Here is a 23,817-nt window from a genome sequence, read left to right as displayed (position 1 = left end):
CTGCGGCGTTGTCACCGGTTGCCGATGCTCCGCATCGGCGCCCTCCTCCGCCTTGCAGCTGCACGCACCAGACCCCGCTCACCGGTGCTGACAAGGCGCCGGCGATTCCCGCAGGCTGATCCAAACGACCTAGCCCCGAGCCGCTCCCCTCCGCTACGCGGCGGTGGCGCCCGCCCGCCCGACGCCGGGCGGGTGCCAACTCGTGCTCAGGGGCCGGTGGCTCAGCGCGGCAGGCGGTACGTCACATGCGTGACCTGGCTCGCCGCCCGGGACCCGACCTGCTCGAGGGAGAGCGGCGGCACGCCCTCGAACAGGCGGGTGCCGCCGCCCAGCGTCAGCGGGGCGATGTGCAGGCGCAGTTCGTCGATCAGGCCCGCCGTGAGGTACTGGTTGACCGTGGTCGCGCCGCCCTGGATCGCCGCATCGCCGTCACCGGCCGCCGCACGCGCCTGCTCCAGGGCCGACTCGATGCCGTCGGTGACGAAGTGGAAGATGGTGCCGCCCTCCATCGGCTGCGGCTTGCGCGCATGATGGGTCAGCACGAACACCGGGGCGTGGAACGGGGGATTGTCGCCCCACCAGCCGTTCCACTTCCGGTCCCACTCGCCGCGCACCGGGCCGAACATGTTGCGCCCCATGATGAACGCCCGGGCGGAGCCCAGCCGCGCCAGCTCGGCCCGGTTCTCGTCCGGCGTGTCGAACATCCAGGCGTGCAGCCCCGCGCCCGTGCCGTCCCCGCCGTCGTCGCCGAACGGGCGCTCCTCGGTCTGGTGGTGCCCGGCCGAGTACCCGTCGACCGAGATCGTGATGTCGCAGACCACCTTGCCTGTGTGCCGGGTCATCCGTGTCTCCCTCTCCGGACGAGGCAGTCGCGCCCCATTCACCCCGTATTGTGTCATTCGCTCTGGTCGAGGGGTGGCAAAGCCGTCATGTCGCCGGCCCCGGAACCCCAGCCTCGGGGAGGACGCAGATCGGTTGCACGAGGATGCGCGAAACCCTCGCGTGTTACTCGCGGGTAAGGAATGATGGAGGTCCAACGTTCCACAGAGCCGGGGGCCGAACAGCGGTGACGACATTCGAAGAACGGACCACGGTGCACGCCTTCCGCGACGACGCACTGGGAGACCACGACGCCGTCGGTCTCGCCGAGGCGATCCGGCGCGGCGAGGTGAGCGCCGCCGAAGCGGCCCGGGCCGCGGCCGAGCGGGTGCGGGCCGTCGACGCACGGCTCAACGCGGTCCAACTGCTCATCGACGCACCGGAGCACGCGACGCGGGCGGACGGCCCGCTCGCCGGAGTGCCGACGTTCGTCAAGGACAACACCGACTACCAGGGCCTGCCCACGGGGCACGGCAGCGCCGCCTTCACCCCGAGGGCCGCCCGCCGCCACGCGCCGTTCGCCCGGCAGTTCCTCGGCACCGGCGTCACCGTCCTGGGCAAGACCCGGATGCCGGAGTTCGGCTTCAGCCCCACCACCGAGTACGAGGGCGCCGACCCCGTCCGCAACCCCTGGAACACGGGCTTCTCGGCGGGCGGTTCGTCCGGCGGCAGCGCCGCGCTCGTCGCGGCCGGCGCCGTGCCCATCGCCCACGCCAACGACGGCGGCGGCTCCATCCGCATCCCCGCGGCCTGCTGCGGACTGGTCGGGCTCAAGCCCACCCGCGGCCGGGTGGTGGCCAACGCGCAGAGCCGTCAGCTCCCCATAGACATCGTCAGCGACGGCATCGTGAGCCGAACCGTGCGGGACTCCGCCGCGTTCCTCGCCGCCGCCGAGTCGTACAAGCGCAATCCGAAACTCCCGCCCGTCGGCCTGGTCGAGGGCCCCTCGGAGCGACGCCTGCGCATCGGCTTCCTGCTGGACTCCCCGAACGGCGTCCGCTCCGACGCCGCCACGCGAGCGGCCGTCGAGCAGACCGCGGCGACCCTCGAACGGCTCGGCCACACCCTGGAGCCGGTGGCACCGGACATCGACCCCAGCTTCACCGACGACTTCCTCGTCTTCTGGGGCATGCTGTCGTTCCTGCTCGGCGTCACGGGCCGCACCCTCGGCCCGGACTTCGACCACCGCCGCATGGACGGCCTCAGCCGGGGGCTGCGCGAGGACTACCTGCGCAACTGGCGCCGCACGCCGGGGGTGCTGCGCCGGCTCAAGCGCACCAAGGTGGCCTATGCGGCAGCCTTCCGCGGCTTCGACCTGCTGCTCTCCCCGGTGCTCGCCCACACCACGCCGCCGCTCGGACACCTCAGCCCGACGGTCCCGTACACCACGCTGGTCGAACGGATCCTCGCCTACGTCGCCTTCACCCCGGTCGACAACGTGGCCGGCACTCCGTCGATGTCCGTCCCCGCAGCGAGCGCCACGGACGACGGACTGCCCATCGGCGTCATGTTCTCCGGGCGCCCAGGAAGCGAACGCAAGCTGCTGGAGGTCGCGTTCGAGCTGGAGGCCGAGCAGCGCTTCCGGCGGATCCAGGACCTGTGACCGCCGGCTGCCCAGGCGTCTGAGTACGCGTCAGGCCGGCGGAGTCCGGTCCGCGTCTTCGTTCGGGCCGGTCCGCGCCTCTTCGCTCGGACTGTTCAGGTCGCCGCGACACGCTCGGCGACCTGAACACCCAGCCGCTCGGCCACGCCCGTCAGGGCGGCCCCCAGCGGCAGGGCGACACGGGTGAGGGCGTGGGTGTCGCCCCGGGTCGGGTCACGGTTGATGATCAGCACCGGCTTCCCGGACCGCTCCGCCAGGCGGACGAACCGGAGCCCGGACATGACCGTCAGCGAGGAGCCCAGGACCAGCAGACAGGCGGCCTCCCTGACCAGGCGGCGGCAGTGCTCGACGCGCTGCGGCGGGACGGCCTCGCCGAAGAACACCACATCGGGTTTGAGGATGCCGCCGCAGACCGTGCACGGCACCACACGGAAGTCCCCGACCTGGGCGTCGGTGAGGTCGGCGTCCCCGTCCGGATTGATGCCCGCGGCCGTGGGGGAGAAGCCCGGATTGGCCTCCTCCAGCCGCCGGGCCAGCTCCGCGCGCGGACTGGCGGCACCGCATGTGAGGCAGACGACCCGGGCGAGACTCCCGTGGAGCTCCACGACGTTCCCGCTGCCCGCCCTCTGATGGAGTCCGTCCACGTTCTGAGTGATCACGGCGGAGACCAGGCCGTGCGCCTCCAGCGCCGCCACCGCCCGGTGCCCCGCATTGGGCAGGGCACGGCCGAAGGTGCGCCAGCCGAGGTGACTGCGGGCCCAGTACCGGCGCCGCGCCCGCGCACTGGCGGCGAACTCCTGGTACGTCATCGGGGTGTGCCGGCTCAGGCTGCCGCCCTCGCCCCGGTAGTCGGGAATCCCGGACTCCGTGGAGATGCCCGCACCGCTGAGCACCAGCACCCCACCGGCGCGCAGCGCATCGACGACCCGCTCGAAGTCCGTGCTGCCCGGCGGCAGGTCCGCGGGAGGGGTCCAGCTCAGAGTGGGGCGCATCCGCATGCCGCCAGGGTACGGAACGGGCCGCGCGCAGCAATCCTGTGCCGTTTTTCTGAAATGACCGGAGTGTCCCTGAGTGGGAGACTTGCAGGGACCGGCGCAGACGGGCCGCGCACAGGCATACGGAGGCGCAGCGATGCAGGACGACGCCGAGAACGCCGAGGACGCCGAGGTCTATGAGGGCGACGCCGAGGAGTACGAGGACGCCGACGCCTACAACAACGGCTACAACAACGGCTACGGCGACGACGATTCGACGCCCGACGTCTTCCTCGACGTGCCCAAGGTCCAGGTCGAGGAGATCGACCTGGAGGTCCAGGACCTGCGGGCGCATGTCTCGCTCAAGGCGGAGGTGCTGGACCTGCTGCGGCTGAGCGTGGGCGCCGACGTCAGCCTGGGCAGGGTCCATCTGCGCATCGCCGGGGTGGAGGCACAGGCCCAGCTCAGGGTGCGCCTGGACAACGTCGCCCGGATTGTGGACCGGGTGCTGACCACGCTCGACCGCAACCCTGAGATGCTGGAGCACCTGACCCGCGGCATCGGTGCCGCCGTGCAGGAGGTCGGCGGTGGCGCCGGCGAGGCCGTCCGCGAGATCGGCACGGGCACGGGGCAGGCCGTCGAGGATGTCGGCGAGGGTGCCGGGGGAGCGGTGCAGGAGGTCGGCAGGGGAGCTGGCGGTGCCGTGCGGGATGTCGGGCGCGGCGCCGGGGGCGCTGTGGAGGAGGTCGGCCGTGGTGCCGGGGGTGCCGTGGAGGACGTCGGGCGTGGCGCCGGAGGGGCCGTGCAGGACGTGGGCAGCGGTGCGGGGCGCGCGGCGGAGGAGGTCGGCGGTGGCGCCGGGCGGGCGGCGGAGGGCGCCGGTCGCGCGGCGGAGGGCGTCGGCAGAGGTGCCGGTCGCGCTGCCGAGGAGGTCGGTGAGAGCGCCGGGCGCACCGTGGAGGACGTCGGCGGCCGCGCCGGGCGGACGGTCGAGGAGGCCGGTGGACGGGCGGGACGCGCGGCGGAGGAGGCCGGCAGCCGGGCCGGACGCACGGCGGAAGAAGCCGGGGGCCGGGCCGCACGCACGGTCGAGGACACCGGCGGTCGGGCCGCACGCACGGTCGAGGACACCGGCGGTCGGGCCGCACGCACGGTCGGCGACACCACCGAGGAGGCGGGTGGCACCGCACAGGATGCGGCAGCCGGTACCGCGAAGAGCTCGGCCTCGGCCTCGCGCAGCGCCAAACGGCGGTCGGCCGGAGCCAAGCGGCCCGTCCGCCGCCGCCCCCCGGAGGAGCCCCCCGAACCGCCGTGAACGCCTGACCCCGAGCCGGACATCTCCTTCGACGCCACCGTCCGCGGCGACCGCCTCCTCTTCGACGAGCAGCCCCTCACCGAAGTGACCTTCTCCGGCACGCGCGAGCGCGACTCGGTGTCCCGCAGCCGGCGGGTCAATCTGCCCGAATCGGTCGTGGCCGGCCGCCAGTACCGGGACATCGAGGTGACCTATCGCCTGGCCACCCGCCTCATTGATGAGCCGCCAGGGCGCCCGCCCTCTGGCCAACGCGCGTAGACACCGGCATCATCTCCCTGCGCGACCTGCACGACCGGTGCGCTCCGCACCACCTGCACGACCGGTGCGCTCCGCACCACCGGCACGACCTGGCAACACCCAGCACCACCTGCACGGTCAATCCCCACACGGCATTCGCAGGAGGTTCCACGTGAAACATCTCAAATCCCCCATGGCTGTCAGGTTCAGGTCAATAGTGACCGCGCTCTCCCTGGTCGTCGCTCCCGGCGCCGTCGTCATGGGCACCGCCACCGACGCCTTCGCCGTCACGAAGATCAGCCACTCCACCGCCACCTCGATGTTCCGCGAGGTCGGCATCACCTGGTCGTCGTCGGGCAACTGCTCCGACCGCAACAAGCCCACCTGCACGTCCTTCGAGCAGCTCAACCTGGCCACCGCCCAGGGCGCCCAGACCCTGAAGCGGGCCAGCGGCTGCGCGCTGAACATCACCGGCGGCACGGAGACCGGCCACGCCTCCGGGACGTACTCGCACTGGAACGGCTACAAGCTGGACTTCAGCAAGGGCACCTGCGTCGGCAACTACATCAAGAACTCCTTCACCTACATCGGTGTGCGCGGTGACGGGGCCCCGCAGTGGCGTTCGGCCTCCGGCAACGTCTACGCCGACGAGGGCAACCACTGGGACGTCACGTACTACAACTGCGGCGGCTGCTGAGCGTTCCAGCCGCCGGACGGAGGTGAACCCCCGGCCGCCACGGCCGGGGTTCACCGGTGCCGGCGTCATCAGCCCTGCCGGTACCGGTCGTTGACCTCGGGGCAGGACCGGAAGCCCGCCGCCCGGTACGTGGCCACGGCCGCCCGGTTGGCGCTCGGCGTGCAGACGAGCGCGCTGGACGAGCCCAGCTCGCGCAGCGCTGCCGCCGCCGCGACCGTGATCGCCGTGCCGTGACCGCGCCTGCGATGCTCCCGCTGCACCCCCATCGGTTCGAGCAACCCGGGCCTGCCCGGACCGGCCGACCACACCGTCGCCACGGCCACCGCCGCGCCCTGGTCGTCGTACGCGACCAGGCACCGGGCATCCGTGTACGCGACGCCGGACGCCATCGCATGCCAGTGCTCCTCGGTGAACGCCGACCCGTCGAACGAGGCCCGCTGCACGGCGGCCCGCACCGCGGCCCGCTCCGGTCCCACCACCTCGATCCGCACGGCCGGTTCGGGCACCGGTTCGCTGAGGTCGCGGCGCAGCGGCGTCCAGGGCTCGTCGAGGAGCCAGCCGCTCCCGGCCAGCAGCTCCTGGACCAGCGAACCCGCCGGCGCCTCGACGTTCACCCTCCCCGCGGGCAGCACACCACGCGCCGGCGCGGTGATGTCGGCGGCCATCCGCCGGGCCAGCCCCTCGTCCCGCCGGGCGTCCGGCGCGGTCGCCAGGCGCAGCAACCGGTCGCCGTCCAGCAGGCCGACCGCGAGGATCCGCCCGCCGCGCCGCCACGTCCGCAGGGCCGCGGCGGTCCGGGCCGCACCGAAGCGCCAGAACCAGCCCACGTCGCCCGGGTGCAGCTGCATCGGCGCCTCGTCGCTCTGCCAGTCGCGCAACACGCCCACCGTCCCGCCGAGTTCACCGGGGCCCGGGACGCCCAAGCCGATCGTCATGCCCGTCAGTAGTAGCCCTTCGCCCCGTCGAGCAGTTCGCGGACGATGTCGGCGTGACCGGCGTGCCGTCCGGTCTCCTCGATGAGATGGATCAGCATCCAGCGCAGATTGGCCTTGGCGGAGCGGAACTCGGGGTGGCGGCCCACGTCGTCGAGGGAGGCGGCGGCCACGATCTCGTTGCTGCGGGCGCACTGCGCCTCGTAGTCGGCGAGCAGCTCCCTCAGCGTGCGGCCCCCGGTATCCCAGTCGGCGTCGTCCGGGGCCTTCTCGTCGAAGGCCGGGTTGGCGGTCTTGTCCCCGCCGAGGAACAGCACCTCGAGCCAGCAGTGTTCGACCCACCGCATATGGGATATGAGCCCGGCCATCGTCATCAGCGGTGAGGTCGGGACGACGGAGCGGTGCGCATCCGCCTCGCTGAGGCCCTCGCACTTCCAGCGCAGGATCTGCCGTTGCAGGTCCAGCCAGCCCACCAGGGCGGTGCGCTCGTCGGCCTGGAAGGGAGGGCGTTCAAGAGAAGAAGTCATGCCGGCGGACGTTAGCGGGTCGGGCCGCCGTCTGTCGCCGGATTTTCGATCACGGGCGTTGCCGGGATCGTACGGGCACCCGCAGGACCAGCAGGGCCACGTCGTCGTCGTTGGCGGCGGGCCTGACCCGGCGCAGCAGCTGGTCGGCGAAGGACGGCAGGCGGCGGTGGGCCAGCGAGGCGGCGTGCCGGCGCAGCCGGTGCAGACCGTCGTCGAGCGTGCGGCCGGGTTCCTCGATCAGTCCGTCGGTGTAGAGCACCAGGGTGGAGCCGGGGCGCAGCACGGCGCTCGCGTCGGTGCGCGGCAGGTTCGCTCCCGTGCCCAGCAGGAGCCCGTGCTCCTCGGTCAGGAACTCGACCAGACCGTCGTGACTGATCAGCAGGGGCGGGGGATGGCCCGCGTTGGTCCACGACAGCCGCCAGTTGCCGTCCTCCGCCGTCTCCACCCGGGCGAAGATCATTGTGGCCATGCTGACATCGGTGATGTGCAGGATCGCCTCGTCCAGCCGGGCGGCGATCCGGCTGGGGGGTTCCTCGATGCCCCAGGCGTAGGCGCGGAGCATGTTGCGCAGCTGTGCCATGCCGGAAGCGGCCTCCAGGTCGTGGCCCACCACGTCGCCTACGGCCAGCGCCGTCGCTCCGTCGGGCAGCGAGAAGGCGTCGTACCAGTCGCCGCCGACGTGCGAGGCGTCGGGCGCGGGCAGATAGCGCACCGTCATCTCCAGCCCCGGCACGCGCGGCATCTGGGGCAGCAGGTGGTTCTGCATGGTCTCGGCGACCTTGCGCTGGCGCTGGTAGAGGCGGGCGTTGTCCAGGGCCAGACCGGCGCGGCGGGCGATGTCCTCCAGCAGCGGCAGACCGTCCGCGGTGAACTCCTCGGTCTGCTGGGCGCGGCCCAGGGTCAGGGCGCCCAGCACCTCACGGGTGCTGCGGATCGGTGCGATGGCCGCCGAGTGGATACCGGTGACCTCGAACAGCCGCCGCTGCTCCACCGCGATGCCGGAGTCCGGGGCCCTGTTGTAGGTCTGCGGGCCGGCCAGCGTGGAGGCCACCCCGCGCAATGCCCTGGAGAGTGGCATCTGCGACTCCTGCGGGACCGGCGGCATCGGGCCCTCCAGCCCCTCGTGCCGCACCAGCTTGTCGCCGTCCGCGTGCACCACCAGGGTGCGCCACACCTCGTCCCACTCGGTGATCAGGTCGATCACGGCCCAGTCCGCCAGGCGCGGCACCACCAGCTCCACCAGCCGGTGGGTCGCCTCGTCCACGTCGAGCGTCGAGGACAACCGGGTGGTGGTCTCCGCCAGCAGCGCGAGCCGGTCCAGTTCCGGCACCGGAAGCTCCGTGTCCCCCGGCCGGGCCCCGGCCTCGCGCTCGGGCTGGGCGTGGAAGAGCACCAGCGTGCCGGAGCCGTGCTCTCCGAGGTCGTACGGGGTGAGCAGCCAGGAGATGGGCAGCAGGGTGCGGTCCCCGCGCTCGAAGTGCTCGCCGTCGCCCTGGGCGGTGCGTCCCTCGTGGAAGGGCGGACGCATGGTGCAGCGGCTCGTCGGCATGGGCTGCCCGTGGCCGTCCCGGTGCAGCAGATCGTGCGCGTCCTGGCCGAGGAGTTCCTCCCGGGACCGGGCCAGCAGCTCCAGGGCGTGATCGTTGACCGCGAGGATGTGGCCCTGCTCGTCGACGACGTAGGCGCCCGTCCCGATGGCGTCCAGCGCCCCCTCGGGGAGTGCGGCGGGCGGCGGGGAGACAGGTCTGCCGGCCGTTCGCCGGTCGCCCGGATCTGCCATGTCCTCATCTCCCCTGCCGACGGTCACCGCCTCCCCCGGGCGGCGGTAGCCTCCCGTGTTCCCGGGAGGCCGCTTTCCAGCCTCCCCGCCGGGAGTCGATCGCGTCACGGAGCCGCTGCCCCGGACGTCCGCCCTGCTTCGAGGATGCGCCCGCCCGTACCGCTCCGCATGCCGCTGGTGATACCCCCGTCCCGGGCATCGACGCCCCGCGACGGCGTTCACACCCGGCCCGCACGCCTCACACCCGGCCGGGAGGGGCCGCTGAGAACCGGCCCGGCGGGGCGCCGACACCCGACCGGGAGGGGCGCCGCTCGCACCCCGACCGGGGCGGGCAGCTCGCACCCGGCCGAGAGCGGCCCTCGCCGGTCACCGCTCCAGATGGGCCCGGGCGACCGCCGAGGCCGCCGCCATGATGCTCAGCTGCGGATTGACCTCGGGGCAGCTGGGCAGCACGGACGCGTCGGCGACGAGCACGCCCCGCACACCCCGCAGCCGTCCCAGCGGGTCGGCGGGACTGCGCTGCGGGTCCCCGCCGGCGGCGGCCGTGCCGGTGGGGTGGTAGGCCGACAGATGCACCTGCCGCGCGCTCGCACCGGCGAGCAGGGCGTCGAGTTCGGCGAGGGTGCGCACCCGCGGCCGGGCGGCGATCCCGGTGAGCACTTCCTGGGCGCCCGCCGCGAACAGCAGCTCACCCATGGAGCGCACCGCGTGCATCAGCCGGCCGGCGTCCCGTGGATGCAGGTCGTAGCGGAGCAGCGGGCGGCCACGGCCCAGCACCCGGCCCGAGGGCCGGTCCGCGATCATGGCGCCGAGCGTGGCGAGCCGGTCGGCGCCCTCCAGCTCCCGGCGCAGCTCCTTGCCGAGGCCCGGCAGCACGAAGGACCCCATGCCGGGCGGGGTGGCCGTGGCCTCGATGAGGACCCCGGCGTGATGGTGCTCCTCCACGCCGACGCTCTGCAGCACGCCCCGCCACGCGGTGACCGGCTCGGCGAAGCGCCCGGCGACGCTGGTGGCCGGGTGGACACTGAGATTGCGTCCCAGGTACGGATGGCCGCCGAGCCCGGACCGGCGCAGCAGCGGCGGCGTGTGCAGGGCGCCCGCGGCGACCACGACGAGGGGCGAGAGAATCTCGACGTCACCGCCCGCACGGCGTACGCGCACCCCGGCCGCCCTCGGCCCTCCCGGACGGTCCGCGTCGACAAGGATGCGCTCCACCCGCGCCTCGGTCACGATGCGGGCGCCCGCGGCGCAGGCGTCGGGCAGCACGGACAGCTGCACGCTCTGCTTGGCCCCGGTCGGGCAGCCCACCACGCACTGACAGGAGCCCTTGCAGCCGGGGGCGTTGCGGCGCAGCGGCGCCGCGCGCCAGCCGAGCCGGCGGGAACCGTCCAGCGCCAGACGGCCGTTGTTGCCGAGCACGTCGAGCGGCTGAGGGGCCACGCGCAGGGTGCGTTCGGCGTCGTCGAGGTGCTCGTCGAGACCGTCGGCCGGCACGAACCCGAACTCGCTGCTCCAGCGGGCCCGCACATGGTCCGGAGTGCGGTAGCAGGTACCGGAGTTGACGACCGTGGTGCCGCCCACGGCCCGGCCCACCGGCAGCAGCAGCGGCGGATCGCCGAGGGCGACCGTGGCGCCGCCGTCCCGGTACAGCTCCGCGAAACGCTCGACCGGCGGGCGCGCACCGAAGGACCGGGTGGAGTGGTGCCGTCCCTCCTCCACGACGACCACGCTCAGCCCGGCCCGCGCCAGGGTCCGCGCGGCCATGGCACCGCCCGCGCCGGAGCCGACGACGACCGCGTCGGCGGTGGACCGGGCCGGCCACTCGTGCACGGGGGTGCAGTCGAGCGGCGGATCCGGCGGCGCCGCGACCCGCGGCAGCCCCTGCTGCCGAAGCATGTGCTCGGTCCCGGACGCGAGGAGCACCGGAACCTTGAGCACGTCCAGCAGCGAGACCAGGCCGGGCCGCCGCCCGAGCCCGGCGAGCAGCGACTCCCGCTCGCCGGGGCTCAGCGCGGCCAGGGTGCGCCCGGTGCGCGCCACGGCGTAGGCGTCCAGACCGCGGGCGGCCGCCCGGAACCCGGCCCGGGCCGGGCGGGGGAGCGAGGCGAGGAAGGACTCGAGCCGCGCGGGGACCCGCGCCGGCCAGTCGGCGGTGCCGTCGTCGGCGATGAGGGCCGCCACCATGCCGGTGAGGCTCATCGGGTGCCCACCTCCGCGTGCGCGGTGCCGTCGAGCCGCCACTCGGCCTCGGTGCGCCAGCCGCCGAACCACCAGCGCTCCAGCAGCACATGGGCGTCGGCGCGTTCACTGTTGCGGCAGGTCGCCCGTGAGCCGTCGGGATCGGTGTACTCCAGGGCGAGCGTGCGGTCGGCGGGCTGGTGGACCTCGACGCGGATCCGGCGCAGCCCCGCGCGGCCGGTGACCGACCAGCCGGGCAGGCCGATGGCGGCACGGAAACGCCCGGCGCCCGCCCAGCCGACGGCGGTCCGCTCCGGGCGGCGCGGCCAGGTGCGGCCGCCCCGGCGCAGCCGGAGGAAGACCAGGGGAGGGAGCCGGCGCAGCCCCGGCCGCATGGAGACGGCCGCGACGACCTCCAGCACATCCCCGTCACCGAGGTCCGCGTGCAGCCAGGCCCAGCGACGGGCGTTGCCGTGACCGTAGATCCGGGCGGAGGCTCCCGGTGCGCCGGACAGCGACAGCGTGGTCCCGTCGACGGTGACCGTGCCGTCGTACGAGGCCCGCGCGGCGGGGAGGATCTGGGCCGCGGGCAGCAACGGCCGGCGCCACGACCAGCGGGGGAAGGTGAACAGCGGCTCGTCCAGCGGCCGTTCGGTCAGATCCCAGCCCAGCGCGCCGTCCTCGGCGCTGCCGGTGAGCCGCCCGGGCCGCACGGTCACCGCGTCGGACCGGAATCCGGTCCGCTCGCCGGGCCAGCGGGCGGGCCCGAAGCGGGCGTGCCGCACGGGCCCGTCCGCGGGGAAGAGCGCCACCCAGCCGTGCGCGTAGGGCGCGGATCCGTCGGCGGGCGCGACGAGTTCGTGGTGCAGCCACAGTCCGGTTCCGGTCTTCGGATCGGTGAGCGTCGTGTACCAGACCTCGGTACGACCCGGCTCACCCCTCCAGCGGGGCTCCAGCAGCGCTCCGGGCCTCGCCCGGCGCGGGAAGCGGCAGCTCGACAGGAACGGCACGAGCTGGGTGGTCAGGGGGAAGCGCAGGGTGCCGGTGCCGATCCGGGCGCCGTCCTCGTACAGCGTGTACGGCAGCGTGGTCATCGAGGCCACAGGACGGAGCGGCGTCACCGACTTCCAGCCGTCGAGCAGCAGCCGCCGGCCCCCGGTGGTGAAGCGGATGCGGTACCGGATGCGGCGCCGGGCGAGCGGCGAGATCTCCAGCTCGCCCTCGGCGGCCCGGTCGTCGGCCCAGTCCTCGATCCGTATCCGGCCGGTGGCGCGGGCCTCGGTCGTGCCGAGGACGCGCAGCACCCGGTCCGCCGAGACGTCGAGATCGAGACGGACGCGGCGCAGGCGGCGGTCCTCGTCGAGCCGCAGCGTGCCGAGCATGGTCTCGCTGAAGTCGGTGCCGCGTGCGGAGCCGGGGTCCGTGACGGGTGCGGAGCCACGGTCCGTGCCGCGTGCGGAGCCGGCGTCCGTCCCGCGTGTGGAGCCGGTGTCCGTGCCGTCCAGGGCGCCGGGCGCGCCCCCGCTCTCCATGGGCGCGCTCATGACAATCCCTCCAGCATGATCCGCTCGGTGGTCGTCAGATACTCCTCGGCCGCGCGCCGGGCGGCGGCCGTGTCGCCCGCGGCGACCGCCTCCACCACCGGCTCCAGCCGCCCGTGCGCCACCCGCGCGTCGGTGAACGGGGCGACGAGCGAGGAGCGCAGCGGCACATAGGCGTTGAACAGCGTGTTGGTCAGCAGGACATAGACACGGTTGCCGGTGGCGCGCGCCAGCGCCCGGTGCACCTCGATGTCGGCGAGCTGCACCGCGTCGGCCGTCTCCGCCTCCGCCACCTTCGCCAGCAGCTCGCGCAGCTCGGCGCACTGCCGCTCGGTCGCCCGGGCGGCGGCCCGTTCGGCGATCAACGCGCCGATGTGCCGCCGGACTTCGAACACCTCACCGATCCAGTCGGGGCTGTGCCGCACCAGCATGGGCAGCAGATCGGCCCGGCCGAACCGCAGATAGTCCAGCACCCGGGTGCCGACTCCGTGGCGCGTCTCCAGCAGCCCGGCCTGCACCAGACGCCCGAAGGCGTGCTTGAGGGTGGTGCGGGTGACGCCGTAGCCGTCGGCCAGTGTCCGCTCGGGCGGCAGATAACTCCCCGCCGGATGACGCCCGGTGAGGATGTCCTCCCGCAGCCGCCCCTCCAGGACGTCGACGATGGTCTCCCGCGGCAGTGGCTCCACGTGCGTCTCCCCTCGGGGCTGTTGGCTCAGTGGATCAGCCACTCAACCAGCAGACCGTGAGGGCGTCAATGCCCGGCGCAACAACTCCCGCCGCGCAACGGGCTTCTACGACCCGACCGACCGCGCATGACGATGCGGGCCGGGTCGCCAGGACCCGGCCCGCACCGCGCATGTGTCCGCCGTACGCGCTCAGCCGCCGGGCGTGATGCGGCCCCGCCAGCCTCCGGACTCACCGCCCTGCTTCTCGATGAACTTCTTGAAGCGCTGCATGTCGCCCTTGATGCGCCGGTCGATCGTCCCCGTCATGTCCGCGGCCTTCTCGGCGATCCCGCTCGGCTCGACGTCCATGACCAGCTCCACCCGCGTGTGCGAGTCGTCCACCCGCTGGAAGCGGACCGAGCCCTTCTGCTGCACATCACCGCTCGTGGTGCGCCAGGTGATCCGCTCGTCGGGAAGCTGGTCGACGATCTCGGTGTCGAACTCCCGCCGCACACCGCCGATCTTCGTGGTCCAGTGATTGTGGCGGTCGTCGATCTGCCTGACCTCCTCCACACCCTCCATGAAGTGCGGGAACTCCTCGAACAGGGTCCACTGGTTGTACGCGGTCCCCACCGGGACCTCGACGTCCACGGTCTCCTTGACAGTGCTCATGCCGGAACTCCTCTCTCCGCGGCGGCGGGTACCCGCGAGACCGGCCGGCTATCAGACTGATCCGGTGCGCCGGCGTGACCTCGGCCTCCTCGCGCCTCGAAGAGCACGCGACGTGCCCTGGGCCCGGGCGAATACCCCGAACCGGACGCCCGCACCTCTGCTACGGTGACCCGCATGAAGCGCGCCGGCCTTCCGCGCGGCCCGCTACCGGCTGTCCCTGCCCGGCCCCGGCGGCAAGTACATCGCCGCACCGGACGCCTGGCGGCGCGCCACCGCCCTGCTGACCGAGGTCCTCGACCGCTCGGGCCTGCCCTACGAGAAGGGCGAGGGGGAGGCCGCGTTCTACGGGCCCAAGATCGACGTCCAGGTCACCGACAGCGCGGGCCGCGAGTCCACCCTGTCCACCGTCCAGGTCGACTTCCACCAGCGAGAGCGGTTCGACCTGCACTACATCGGCGCCGACGGCGCCAGGCACCGGCCGGTCATGGTGCACCGCAGCATCATCGGCAGCGTGGAGCGCGCCGTCGCCCACCTCATCGAGCACCACGGCGGGGCCTTCCCCGCCTGGCTCGCCGCCGTCCAGCCGGCGATCCTCCCGGTGTCCGGCGGCCAGCAGGAGCAGGCCGAGGCGCTCGCCCGGCGCTGCGCCGGCCTCGGCCTGCGCACCGAGATCGCCGGCCCCGACCGCGGCAGCCTGGGCGCGCGCATCCGGGAGGCCCGCCTGGTTCCCTACCAGGCCGTCATCGGTCCCAAGGAGGCCGAGGCCGAACTGGTCGCCCTCCGCCTGCGCGACGGCCGGCGACTCGACCCCTTGCCCGCCGCGGAGGTGCTGTCCCGCATCAGCACCCTGGTCGGCGCTCACAGCACCGGCCTGTGGGACGGCAGCGGGACCCCGGCACGCGCCGGGGTGCCGCACGCCTGATGCGACTCCCTTGACGCGGCATCCCGCCGTTTGACCTTGACACCGTGACAAGGTCTTCACTGCTGCCCATGGAGGTGGTCCCGATGACCATGACGCGGCAGGACACGGAGACGCAGCAGCACACGGACGCGATGCGGACGATGAGCGGCCTGGAGGACGCCCGGGCGTCGGTGCGCCTGCGGGCCGCTCTGGCGGCCGGCACGGCGCCCGACCCGCGCTTCGTCGGCACGCTGGTCGAGCGCAGCGCGACCGAGCCCGAGTTCTTCGTCCGCGACATGCTGACCTGGGCGCTCACCCGCCACCCCGTCTCCCTGACGCTGCCCGCGCTGCTGGGCGAACTCCGCTCGGCGCGGGCGCAGGCGCGCAGCCAGGCGCTGCACACCCTCGCCAAGATCGGGGACCGGCGGGCGTGGCCGGCGATCACCGAAGAGCTGCTGTGCGACCCGGACGACGAGGTGGCGAGGAGCGCCTGGCGGGCGGCCGTCGTGCTCGCTCCCGAGGACGAGGGGCCCGCCCTGGCCACGGTGCTCGCCACCCAGCTCGGGCGCGGCGGGCACGACACCCGGCTGAGCCTCAGCAAGGCCCTGGTCGCCCTGGGCGACGGCGCGGCACCGGCCCTGCACGCTGCGACCACGGCCCGCGACCCGCACGTCCGGGCGCACGCCCTGGCCACACAGCGGCTCCTGTGCGACCCGGACGCCGGATTCGAGGCGGCGGTCGAGGAGGCCAAGCGGGTCGTGGCCCTCACCGGGGCACCGATCACGGACCATGAGAACCGTGCTGATCGGTGAGGTGGCGAAGCGTTCCGGAGTCAGTGCCCGCATGCTGCGGCACTACGAATCCCTCGGCCTGGTGCGGCCCTCGGCCCGCAGCGGCTCCGGCTACCGGGAGTACTCACCGGAGGACATCCGGCGGATCTTCCAGATCGAGAGCCTGCGGTCCCTTGGCCTGTCGCTGAAGGAGATCGGGCGGGCCCTCGACGACCCCGGGTTCACACCCTCGGGACTCGTCGCCGACCTCATCCGCCAGACCCGCGAACGCATCGCCGCCGAGACGGAGCTGCTCACCCGGCTGCGCCGGATCGAGGCCGCGGACCCGGCCGGCTGGGAGGACGTCCTGGAGGTCGTCGCACTGCTGCAGGCACTGGGGTCGCCGCGCGCCGATGCCCGCCAGCGCGCGGCCCTCGCCTCGGCCGACCGGGCCCCGGCGCCGGTGGAGGCCCTGGTCGAGGCGGCCTTGAGCGAGACCGATCCGATCGTGGCCGGCGCCCTGCGCTGGGCGCTGGCCCGGTCGGGCGACGAGAGCATCGCCCTGCTGGCCGAGGGCCTGGGCGCACCGTCGGCCGAGGTGCGCCGTCGTGCCGTGCAGGCCCTCGCCGCGATGCCCTCCGCAGAGGCGACCGCCCCTCTGCGCGGCGCCCTCACCGACCCGGACCCCAGGGTGCGCGGGTCCGCCGCCCTGGCGCTCGGGGAGCGGGGGATGCCCGAGGCGGTCCCGGCCCTCGTCGACATGATCGTGGCGGGCCTCAACGACACCGACGCGGCCGACGCGTTGAGCGAACTGGCGACCGGCAGCGCGGCCGCCGAGCGGATCGCCACCCTGCTCGTCGAACGCCTCAGCCACGGCACGACCGACGCCCCCGCTCGCGGCCGGCTCACCCAGGCCCTGGCCGGCATCCCGGGAAGGACGGCGACGCGGGCCCTCCGTCAGCTGGCCCAGGACGACGACCGCGCCGTCGCACTCACCGCCACCTACCTGCTCCGCCTCCGCGACACCCGCTGATGGTGACGGTGACGGCCCGGCGCGGCCTCAAAGGACGCTGTGCTCACTCTCCTTGAACAGCGCCCACACGTAGTACCACTTGTCCTCCCGCAGGGGCCGCGTACTGTTCTCCCCTCTGGCCCGCAGCAGCCCCCACAGCCCGGGTGTCGCGCCGCCCACCACGCCGATTCTGATCGACCAGCCAACGGGCCCTGGCATCCCAGAGATGGCGTCCGTACTCCTCGGCGACCGCACGGGGGTCGTCGAGACCGGACGGCAGCCGCTGGAAGAAGCCACGCATGCGCCTCGCGACAGCCTTGTTCTGCGTCACCGGTGAGCGAAACAGCATGAGGCATGCTCCGCCCGGGGCCTGGCCGCGTCAAGAAGCGACCCCCGGCCCGCACTTCCCGGAGCACGCCTCGCGCTCATGACCGCAACTCTGGTCAGCGGCACAGCAGTTCAGCGGCTCAGCGGCTGCCGGCCCGCAGCGGTTCACCCACCTCGTGCATGTGGCGCAGCGCCTGGCGGTAGGAGTCGATCAGACCGGTCTCGGCGTAGGGGATGCCCAGGTCCCGGCAGTGCGCCTTCACCCGGGACTGGGCGAGCCGGAGATGCGGGCGGGGCATGCTGGGGAACAGGTGGTGCTCGATCTGGTAGTTCAGGCCGCCGAGGAACCAGTCGGTGAGGGCGCCGCCCCGGATGTTGCGCGAGGTGAGGACCTGGCGGCGCAGATGCCCCCACTTCTCACCGTACGGGTCTGGCATCTCCATGCCCTTGTGGTTGGGCGCGAAGGCCATGCCCAGGTGCAGCCCGAACAGGGCCTGGTGGAGCGCGGCGAACACGAGCGCTTGCGCGGGCGGCATCGTCGTCAGGAGCAGGGTGAGGTACAGGACGACATGGGCGGCCAGCAGCGCGCCCTCCACCAGGCGCTCACGGCCCCGCATCCGGCGCAGGTGCCGCACGCCGGGGATCTTCAGCGCCAGGCCCTCGAGGAGCGTGAGCGGGAAGAACAGCCAGGCCTGGTGCCGGGTGAGCCAGCCCCGGAAACCGGTCCGGCCGGCGGCCTGCTCGCCGGTGAAGACCAGCACGTCGGCGGCGACGTCCGGGTCCTTGTCGATGTGGTTCGGGTTGGCGTGGTGCCGGTTGTGCTTGTCGTTCCACCAGGCGTAGCTCATGCCGAGCAGCAGATTGCCGTGGACGAGCCCGATACGGCGATTGGTGGCGCGGCTGTCGCTGATCTGCGCGTGGCCGGCGTCATGGCCGATGAAGGCCGTACGGGCGCACAGGACGGAGAGGACGGGAGCCGGCGCGAGCACCCACCACGAACCGCCGAGGAGCGCCATGCCGGTGACGGCGGCGGCCAGGCAGAGCGCGTTGACCAGGATGGTGCGCGCGTACCAGCCGGTGCGCCGGCCGAGCAGCCCCCGCTCCTTGACGTCGCGCAGCAGGGGCGTGAACTCGCTGCCCCGGTCCGGAGGGAGCGGTGCGGCGGCGCTCTCCGGACGGGGCGGCGCGGTCTCGGCGGTCAAGGACATGCAGGCACTCCGTAAGGTCGGTGGACGGCGGCGATGCGGAGTGCAGCGCCCTGCCGCACCGCCCGGCCTGAACGACCGTACGGATCAGGGGAGTTGCCGGACCATGAAGCCACCACCCGGATGTTCGTGGAGTCACCACCCGGCCGCCCCGGGGGTGAGCCGCACGCCGGTGGTGGGGATATCCGCAGGCCGACGCGGGACGACCAGGAGCGGAACGAGCACGCGCCGCCCGGTCGGCAGGCGGCGCGTGCTCGTTCCGGAGATCGCTCCTCAGCGCAGACGCACCGGAAGCTGCTGGTGCCCGTTGCTGATGAGGGAGCCGAGGGGCTGCAGCTCCTCGGCCGGTACGGCGAGGCGGATGTCCGGGAAGCGGCCGAAGAGGTGCTCCAGCACCAGGGCGACCTCCAGGCGGGCGAGCGGAGCGCCGAGGCAGAAGTGCACGCCGTGGCCGAACGCCAAATGGTCCTTGACCGTGCGGGTCGCGTCGAAGCTGTCCGGGTCGTCGTGCCAGTCGGGGTGACGGTTGGCGGCGGCGTAGGAGGCGAGGATCGCCTCACCGCGCGCGATGGTCTGCCCGTCGGGCAGCGGGATGTCGTTGACCGCGTACCTGAGCGGCAGATGCTTGACGGCCGGCTCGTGCCGCAGCGTCTCCTCCACCACGTCGTTCCAGGTGACCGTGCCCTCGCGGACCAGCTCCAGCTGGTCGGGCCGGGTCAGCAGCGTGCAGACCGCCTGGTCGATGACGTTGACCGTGGTCTCGTAGCCGGCGCTGATCATCAGCAGCAGGGTGTCGCGCAGCTCGGTCGGCGACAGGCGGGCACCGTCGCTCTCGTCGTCCCGCGCGGCGATCAGCAGGGACGTCATGTCGTCCCCCGGCTCGCTGCGCTTGGCGGCGATCAGCTCGTCCAGATGCGCGTACAGGCGGGCCGTGTTGGCCTGCGCCTCCTCCTGGCTCAGCGTGGTGTCGAAGACGCCGTCCACGACGGCACGGAAGTCGTCCCGGCGGCTCTCCGGCACGCCCATCAGATGACCGATCACCCCGATGGGCAGCGGATAGGCCAGCTCCTGGCGCAGATCGACCGGCTCCTGCTCCGGCAGCGACGCCAGCCGGTCCACGAGGTCCGTCACCATCTTCTCGACGGCCGGCCGCATGGCGTCGATCCGGCGGGAGCTGAAGGCCGGCGCCACCAGCCGGCGCAGCCTGCGGTGGTCGGGACCGTACGCGGTGAACATGTTCTCCACCGCCACCCACAGCGCGAGCGGCCAGGTGGCGACCGCCTGCTCGAAGGCGGGCCAGTGCGCGCGGGCGTCCTTGGACACGTCCGGGCTGGTCAGCAGCTGTTTGAGCAGCGCCGGATCGCTCACCGACCAGGCCTCGACGCCGAGTATGTCCACCCGGGTGGCGGGACCGCGGGCATGCAGGGCGCGGTGCTCGGCGTGGTGGTCGGCACCGGCGGGGTCGAGGACGAGCGGCGGCTGCTTGGTCATGACGGCACTCCTGTGGGTGCGGCGGGAAAGGTGACGGGCAGGGACTCCAGAGCCCGGTGGAACGGGCCCGGGCGCCAGGTGAGTTCGCCGGCCGGGCAGGCGAGGTCGGTCTCGGGCAGCGCGTCGAGCAGATAGGTGATCGCGGTCTCCGCGATGAGGTAGGCGTGCGAACGCGCGGGACAGGTGTGCGGGCCGGCGCTCCAGGCGAGATGGGCCCGGTTGCCGGTGAGCCGGCCCTCGGGCACGCCCGCGGTGAGAGCCGGGTCGTTGTTGGCGGCCGCCATGGAGATCACCACCGGCTGATCGGCCGGCAGCAGCACCCCGTCCACGTCGATCGGATACGGCGGATAGGAGATGCAGTAGTTCGCCATCGGCGGGTCGGTGTACAGGACGGCGTCGAGGGCGTCGCGCACCGTGGACAGCCCGGCGTGCAGGTCGGCGGAGAAGTCCTCGTCGGTGAGGATCTTCAGGATGGTGTTGCTGATCAGATTGGTCAGCGGCTCGATGCCCGCGCCGTAGAGGGTGACCAGCTGATGGCCCATCTCCTCGTCGTCCAGCCGCGCGGAGTGAGAGATCAGCCGGGAGGTGATGTCGTCTCCGGGCTCCCGCCGGCGCAGGGTCACCAGGTCCAGGACGGCCTGGCTCAGGATCTGGTTGCCGCGTTCGGCGTCCGTGGTCTCGAAGATCCTCGCCATGCCGTCGGCGATGCGCCGGCCGATCTCGTCCGGGCAGCCCAGCAGCGCGCTCAGCACCCGGAAGGCGATGGGGAACGAGTACTGCGTCAGCAGATCCGCCTCGCCCGCCGCCCGGAAGTCGGCGATGGTGCCGGAGGCGACCTTCTCCACCAGGGCCCGCAGCTGGTGCTGGTCGACCCCGTCGATGGCCGAGGTGTTCGCCGCCCGGTAGCGGGCGTGCTCGGCGCCGCTGGAGCGCAGCGCGTTGGGACGCCACTCCATCATCGGCCGCACCGGGCACGACTTGGGTATCAGCTTCTCCCAGGCCCGCGGATCGGCGGGGAAGTGCAGCGGATCGTTGAGGATGCGGCGCGCCTGGTAGTAGCCGATCACCAGGGTCGCCGGCACCCCGGGAGCGAGATCCACCGGGACGAGCGGGCCGTGGGTGATGCGCATGCGCCGGTACATGGCGTGCGGATCGGCGGCGAACTCCGGGGAGTACAGGGCGATCCGCTCCGGTTCACCGGCCGGCGCGGACTCGGCGGAAGGCATCGTCATCGTCGGGACTCCAGAAGGGCGGCCGAGCGACGCTCGGAGAGATACTCGGTGAGCGTGATCAGGGCGTGCAGGGACGAGGTGCGGTCGCGGGCGTCGCAGACCGTCAGGGGAGTGCCGGGGTCGAGGGCGAGAGCCTCGCGCAGTTCGGCCTCGGGGTAACTCGGCGCGTCCGGGAAGGCGTTGATGGCGATCGCGTACGGCACGCCGCAGGTCTCCAGCAGGCCCAGCGCGTCGTGGGAGGCGTCGAGGTCGCGGGTGTCGGCCAGGACCAGACAGCCCAGCGCGCCCTCGGTCAGGTCCTCCCACAGCGGCTGGAAGCGCGCCTGCCCGGGTAGCCCGAACAGATACAGCGCGAGCCGGCCGCCGGCCATGTGGATGCGGCCGAAGTCCATCGCCACGGTGGTCGTGGTCTTCTCCGGAGTGCCGCGCAGATCGTCCACCCCGACGCTGGCCTGGGTGATGGGTTCCTCCATCCGCAGCGGCTTCACCTCCGACACGCTGCCGATGAGCGTGGTCTTGCCGACGCCGAAGCCGCCCGCGACGACGATCTTGGCCGACCGCGTCACCGTGGACGGGACGTAGGTGACGGGCGGGTCAGACCATGGAGCGGAGTCCACGGAGCACCTCCTGCAGCAGGTCGAAGTCGGGCTGATGGCCGGCCGCGGCGACCGGGGCGGCCAGGTGGCCGGAGTCCATCAGCGAGGAGACGAGGATGCGCACCGTCGACGGCGGCAGCTCCAGGGCGGCGGCGATGTCGGCGACGGCCAGGCCGCCGCCCGCCCCGGCGAACAGCCGCATCACCCGGCGGGCGTCCGGACTCAGGCCCTCGGTGGGCGCGTTGGCGGCGACGAGCACGCTCTCCAGACGGACGTCGTCACGGGCCCGGACCTGACCGCCGGTGCGGACATAGGGCCTGACCATGTCGGGGTCACGCCGCGGCCCCGTCATGCCGGTGAGCCGCCTTCCGCGGCCGGCACCCGGTCGGCGACGCCCAGCTCGTGCCCCACCCGGGTGGCGAGCCGCACCATGTGATGGGAGATCAGCCCCACATCCGCGTCCGGTCCGGTGGTGCACACCGACAGCATGGTGTTCTTCGCGGCGGTGGTCGTCAGGCCGATGCAGCCCACCGACTCGATGAGCAGCTGGCGCATGCCCTGACCGCCGGTGAACTCGTCCCAGGCCTTGCCCGCGGCCCGCAGCGCCGCCGTGAGCGCGGCGAACTTCTCCCCGTCGTCCTGACTGATCGTCTCGGTCCGGGCCTTCAGCAGCCCGTCGCTGCTCATCAGTACCGCGTAGCGGACGCCCTCGACGGTGCCGAGTTCCTGGTCGAGCAGCCAGCCCAGGCTGTTGGAGTGTGTGTCTTGCACGGTCAGTTTCCTTCGTCGTGTGCGGCGTCGTGTCCGGCGGGCGTCTGGGAGGTGTCGTCCATGCGGCCGCGGCGGGTCCCCTCGGCCCACGCCGCGGCGATCGCGGGACGGCCCGGCCCGGCGGCGGGAGGTTCGGCCGACGTGCTCCGCGGCACCGCGGGGGCCTTGGAGCGCTTGCGCACCGTCAGCCCGCTGGCCGTCCTGGCCGGCGGGGCCGCGGCCGGCCCGGAATCGGCCGGCTCGGACTTGGCGGCGGAGGCAGGCTGTACGGCGGCATCGGCGTCCGCCCCGTCGGCAGCGGAGGAGGAGGCTCCGGTGACCGCCGGAGATCCGGAGCCGGCGGCACCCTGCTCGGCGGACCGGGAGGCGGCGCGGGAGGCGGGCTCGGCCGGAGCCGCCGGCGCCGGAGAGGTCAGCAGATGCTTCGGCAGGACGAGCATGGCGCGCGTGCCCTGATAGATGTTCGGCGCGGTCAGCTCGACCCGGAACCCGTAGTCCTCCGCCAGCACGGACGCCACCCGCAGCCCGGTCTGGGGGTGGGCGCCCAGACGCGTGATGTCGTCGCGCTGCTTGCCGGACATCACGTCGCTCGCCCACAGCAGGCGCTCGTCGTCCATGCGCAGCCCGGCGTCGTCGACGATCAGGAAACAGGCGTGGTGCCCCTGCTCCAGGGAGACATGCACACTCGCCGACGGCGGCGAGTAGCGCAGCGCGTTGTCCAGCAGCACGGCGAGGGTGTGCACCACCGCCTCCACCGCGCGCCCCTCGACCGCGACGGACCCCATCTCCGGGTGCTTGATCCGCTCGTACCCCTCGATCCGGCCCATCGACGCCTGCACGATGTCGGTCAGCGTCGTGGCGGGCCAGCGCCGGGAGAGCTTGTCACCGGCCAGCACGGCGTACCCCGAGGCGGTCAGCAGCATCTGCTGCGCCAGATGGTCGATCTCCACCAGCGTCGCGTACGCCTCGTCCGAGACGTGCCGCCGCACACCCTGGCTGACGGCCCGGCCGAGCCGCGCCGCACGGGCCACCACATTGTTGGCGAAGCCGCGCACCGCGGCCCGCGCCACACCCACCGACTCCTGCCGCACCTGCTCGACCTGGCGCGCGGCCTCCTGCCGGACCTCCTCGGCGGCACGGGCGGCGGCCGCACGCTCCTGCGCCCTGACCTCCTGCACCGCGGCGGTCACCGCACGCGGCAGGGCGCGCAGATGCTCGGCGAGCGGAGTGCCGTCGAGATGCGGCGGTACGACGAGCCCGCCACCATGCCCGCCACGGGACTGACCGTCGCTCACGGCCGCCGGAACCACGGTGGCCGCCAGGTGCCCCACGCACTGCTCGGCGGCGACGAGTTGCTGGGTGAGCCGGTCGTTGTGGCCGCGCAATAGCTCGGCCTGACGCTCGGCGCGATCGCTTTTGCGCCAAAAGTGCCAGGCGGATCCGGCACCGGCCAGCGCCGGCAACGCGGCGGCGGTCACTATGAGTTCGATCATCAGGTCCTCACGAGAGGGG

Annotated in this window: 23 protein-coding genes and 1 pseudogene; 7 read left to right on the top strand and 17 right to left on the bottom strand. The window is 73.2% G+C overall.

Annotated features, from left to right (window positions below):
* Window positions 1–221: 221 nt before the first annotated feature.
* Window positions 222–842 (bottom strand): dihydrofolate reductase family protein, encoded by a 621-nt coding sequence (locus ABD198_RS16645; RefSeq protein ID WP_344001864.1) that lies wholly within the window; start codon window positions 840–842, stop codon window positions 222–224.
* Between the two features lie 224 nt (window positions 843–1,066).
* Here ABD198_RS16645 and ABD198_RS16640 point away from each other — a divergent pair, with 224 nt between their 5' ends.
* Window positions 1,067–2,482, top strand: a complete 1,416-nt coding sequence (locus ABD198_RS16640) for an amidase (protein WP_344001862.1) — start codon at window positions 1,067–1,069, stop codon at window positions 2,480–2,482.
* 95 nt (window positions 2,483–2,577) lie between these two features.
* On the opposite strand, the gene ABD198_RS16635 is transcribed toward ABD198_RS16640, so the two are convergent.
* Window positions 2,578–3,480: an NAD-dependent protein deacetylase gene (locus ABD198_RS16635; RefSeq protein ID WP_344001860.1), complete on the bottom strand. Its 903-nt coding sequence runs from the start codon at window positions 3,478–3,480 to the stop codon at window positions 2,578–2,580.
* Between the two features lie 133 nt (window positions 3,481–3,613).
* On the opposite strand from ABD198_RS16635, the gene ABD198_RS16630 reads away from it, so the two are divergent.
* The 3 genes from ABD198_RS16630 (at window position 3,614) to ABD198_RS16620 (ending at window position 5,705) form a co-directional block, all read left to right on the top strand.
* The gene (locus ABD198_RS16630; RefSeq protein ID WP_344001858.1) at window positions 3,614–4,771 is read left to right on the top strand and encodes a hypothetical protein; all 1,158 of its coding nucleotides are present in this window, start codon (window positions 3,614–3,616) and stop codon (window positions 4,769–4,771) included.
* A gap of 84 nt (window positions 4,772–4,855) precedes the next feature.
* Window positions 4,856–5,029 carry a hypothetical protein gene (locus ABD198_RS16625; RefSeq protein ID WP_344001856.1) on the top strand — a complete coding sequence of 58 codons (174 nt, stop codon included), beginning with the start codon at window positions 4,856–4,858 and terminating at the stop codon, window positions 5,027–5,029.
* Between the two features lie 172 nt (window positions 5,030–5,201).
* On the top strand, window positions 5,202–5,705 hold the full coding sequence (locus ABD198_RS16620; RefSeq protein WP_344001854.1) for a hypothetical protein: 504 nt from the start codon (window positions 5,202–5,204) through the stop codon (window positions 5,703–5,705).
* Between the two features lie 68 nt (window positions 5,706–5,773).
* Here ABD198_RS16620 and ABD198_RS16615 read toward each other — a convergent pair whose 3' ends face one another.
* From ABD198_RS16615 to ABD198_RS16585, 7 genes are all read right to left on the bottom strand, one after another.
* Window positions 5,774–6,640, bottom strand: a complete 867-nt coding sequence (locus ABD198_RS16615) for a GNAT family N-acetyltransferase (RefSeq protein ID WP_344001852.1) — start codon at window positions 6,638–6,640, stop codon at window positions 5,774–5,776.
* Window positions 6,641–6,645: 5 nt separating this feature from the next.
* Window positions 6,646–7,164, bottom strand: a complete 519-nt coding sequence (locus tag ABD198_RS16610; protein WP_344001850.1) for a DinB family protein — start codon at window positions 7,162–7,164, stop codon at window positions 6,646–6,648.
* Window positions 7,165–7,213: 49 nt separating this feature from the next.
* Window positions 7,214–8,944, bottom strand: a complete 1,731-nt coding sequence (locus tag ABD198_RS16605; RefSeq protein WP_344001848.1) for a SpoIIE family protein phosphatase — start codon at window positions 8,942–8,944, stop codon at window positions 7,214–7,216.
* A 366-nt stretch (window positions 8,945–9,310) separates the two neighbouring features.
* Window positions 9,311–11,143, bottom strand: a complete 1,833-nt coding sequence (locus ABD198_RS16600; RefSeq protein WP_344001846.1) for a GMC family oxidoreductase — start codon at window positions 11,141–11,143, stop codon at window positions 9,311–9,313.
* Window positions 11,140–12,666, bottom strand: coding sequence for a hypothetical protein (locus ABD198_RS16595; RefSeq protein ID WP_344001845.1), 1,527 nt, complete (start codon window positions 12,664–12,666; stop codon window positions 11,140–11,142). The genes ABD198_RS16600 and ABD198_RS16595 overlap by 4 nt, the downstream gene beginning before the upstream one ends.
* Window positions 12,663–13,349: a FadR/GntR family transcriptional regulator gene (locus ABD198_RS16590; protein ID WP_344001844.1), complete on the bottom strand. Its 687-nt coding sequence runs from the start codon at window positions 13,347–13,349 to the stop codon at window positions 12,663–12,665. Before ABD198_RS16590 ends, ABD198_RS16595 begins: the two co-directional genes overlap by 4 nt.
* 189 nt (window positions 13,350–13,538) lie before the next feature.
* Complete coding sequence (locus ABD198_RS16585; RefSeq protein WP_344001842.1) at window positions 13,539–14,000, bottom strand: SRPBCC family protein; 462 nt, start codon at window positions 13,998–14,000, stop codon at window positions 13,539–13,541.
* 181 nt (window positions 14,001–14,181) lie between these two features.
* Between ABD198_RS16585 and ABD198_RS16580 the strand changes: the two are divergent.
* From ABD198_RS16580 to ABD198_RS16570, 3 genes and pseudogenes are all read left to right on the top strand, one after another.
* Window positions 14,182–14,922: pseudogene (locus ABD198_RS16580) on the top strand (aminoacyl--tRNA ligase-related protein); the annotation flags it as partial.
* 83 nt (window positions 14,923–15,005) lie between these two features.
* Window positions 15,006–15,713, top strand: a complete 708-nt coding sequence (locus ABD198_RS16575) for a HEAT repeat domain-containing protein (RefSeq protein WP_344001884.1) — start codon at window positions 15,006–15,008, stop codon at window positions 15,711–15,713.
* A complete protein-coding gene (locus ABD198_RS16570; RefSeq protein ID WP_344001840.1) occupies window positions 15,700–16,704 on the top strand; it encodes a HEAT repeat domain-containing protein in 1,005 nt (334 codons plus the stop codon). The genes ABD198_RS16575 and ABD198_RS16570 overlap by 14 nt, the downstream gene beginning before the upstream one ends.
* A gap of 27 nt (window positions 16,705–16,731) precedes the next feature.
* On the opposite strand, the gene ABD198_RS16565 is transcribed toward ABD198_RS16570, so the two are convergent.
* The 8 genes from ABD198_RS16565 to ABD198_RS16530 all read right to left on the bottom strand — a co-directional run bounded on the left by ABD198_RS16565 (window position 16,732) and on the right by ABD198_RS16530 (window position 23,798).
* A complete protein-coding gene (locus ABD198_RS16565) occupies window positions 16,732–16,902 on the bottom strand; it encodes a hypothetical protein (protein WP_344001838.1) in 171 nt (56 codons plus the stop codon).
* A 248-nt stretch (window positions 16,903–17,150) separates the two neighbouring features.
* A complete protein-coding gene (locus ABD198_RS16560) occupies window positions 17,151–18,218 on the bottom strand; it encodes a fatty acid desaturase family protein (protein WP_344001836.1) in 1,068 nt (355 codons plus the stop codon).
* 270 nt (window positions 18,219–18,488) lie between these two features.
* Window positions 18,489–19,706, bottom strand: coding sequence for a cytochrome P450 family protein (locus tag ABD198_RS16555; protein ID WP_344001834.1), 1,218 nt, complete (start codon window positions 19,704–19,706; stop codon window positions 18,489–18,491).
* Window positions 19,703–20,938, bottom strand: coding sequence for a cytochrome P450 (locus ABD198_RS16550; RefSeq protein ID WP_344001831.1), 1,236 nt, complete (start codon window positions 20,936–20,938; stop codon window positions 19,703–19,705). Before ABD198_RS16550 ends, ABD198_RS16555 begins: the two co-directional genes overlap by 4 nt.
* Entirely contained in the window at window positions 20,935–21,555 is a 621-nt protein-coding gene (locus ABD198_RS16545; protein WP_344001830.1) for a GTP-binding protein, read from the bottom strand. The genes ABD198_RS16550 and ABD198_RS16545 overlap by 4 nt, the downstream gene beginning before the upstream one ends.
* Window positions 21,533–21,886 (bottom strand): DUF742 domain-containing protein, encoded by a 354-nt coding sequence (locus tag ABD198_RS16540; protein ID WP_344001828.1) that lies wholly within the window; start codon window positions 21,884–21,886, stop codon window positions 21,533–21,535. The genes ABD198_RS16545 and ABD198_RS16540 overlap by 23 nt, the downstream gene beginning before the upstream one ends.
* Window positions 21,883–22,305, bottom strand: coding sequence for a roadblock/LC7 domain-containing protein (locus tag ABD198_RS16535; protein ID WP_167991682.1), 423 nt, complete (start codon window positions 22,303–22,305; stop codon window positions 21,883–21,885). The genes ABD198_RS16540 and ABD198_RS16535 overlap by 4 nt, the downstream gene beginning before the upstream one ends.
* Window positions 22,306–22,307: 2 nt before the next feature.
* A complete protein-coding gene (locus tag ABD198_RS16530) occupies window positions 22,308–23,798 on the bottom strand; it encodes an ATP-binding protein (RefSeq protein ID WP_344001825.1) in 1,491 nt (496 codons plus the stop codon).
* Window positions 23,799–23,817 lie beyond the last annotated feature (19 nt).

The organism is Streptomyces thermocarboxydovorans, assembly GCF_039524635.1.
GTDB lineage: Bacteria > Actinomycetota > Actinomycetes > Streptomycetales > Streptomycetaceae > Streptomyces > Streptomyces thermocarboxydovorans.
Note: the sequence above shows the minus strand (reverse complement) of the source record. Positions and strands in the feature narration are given on the sequence as shown.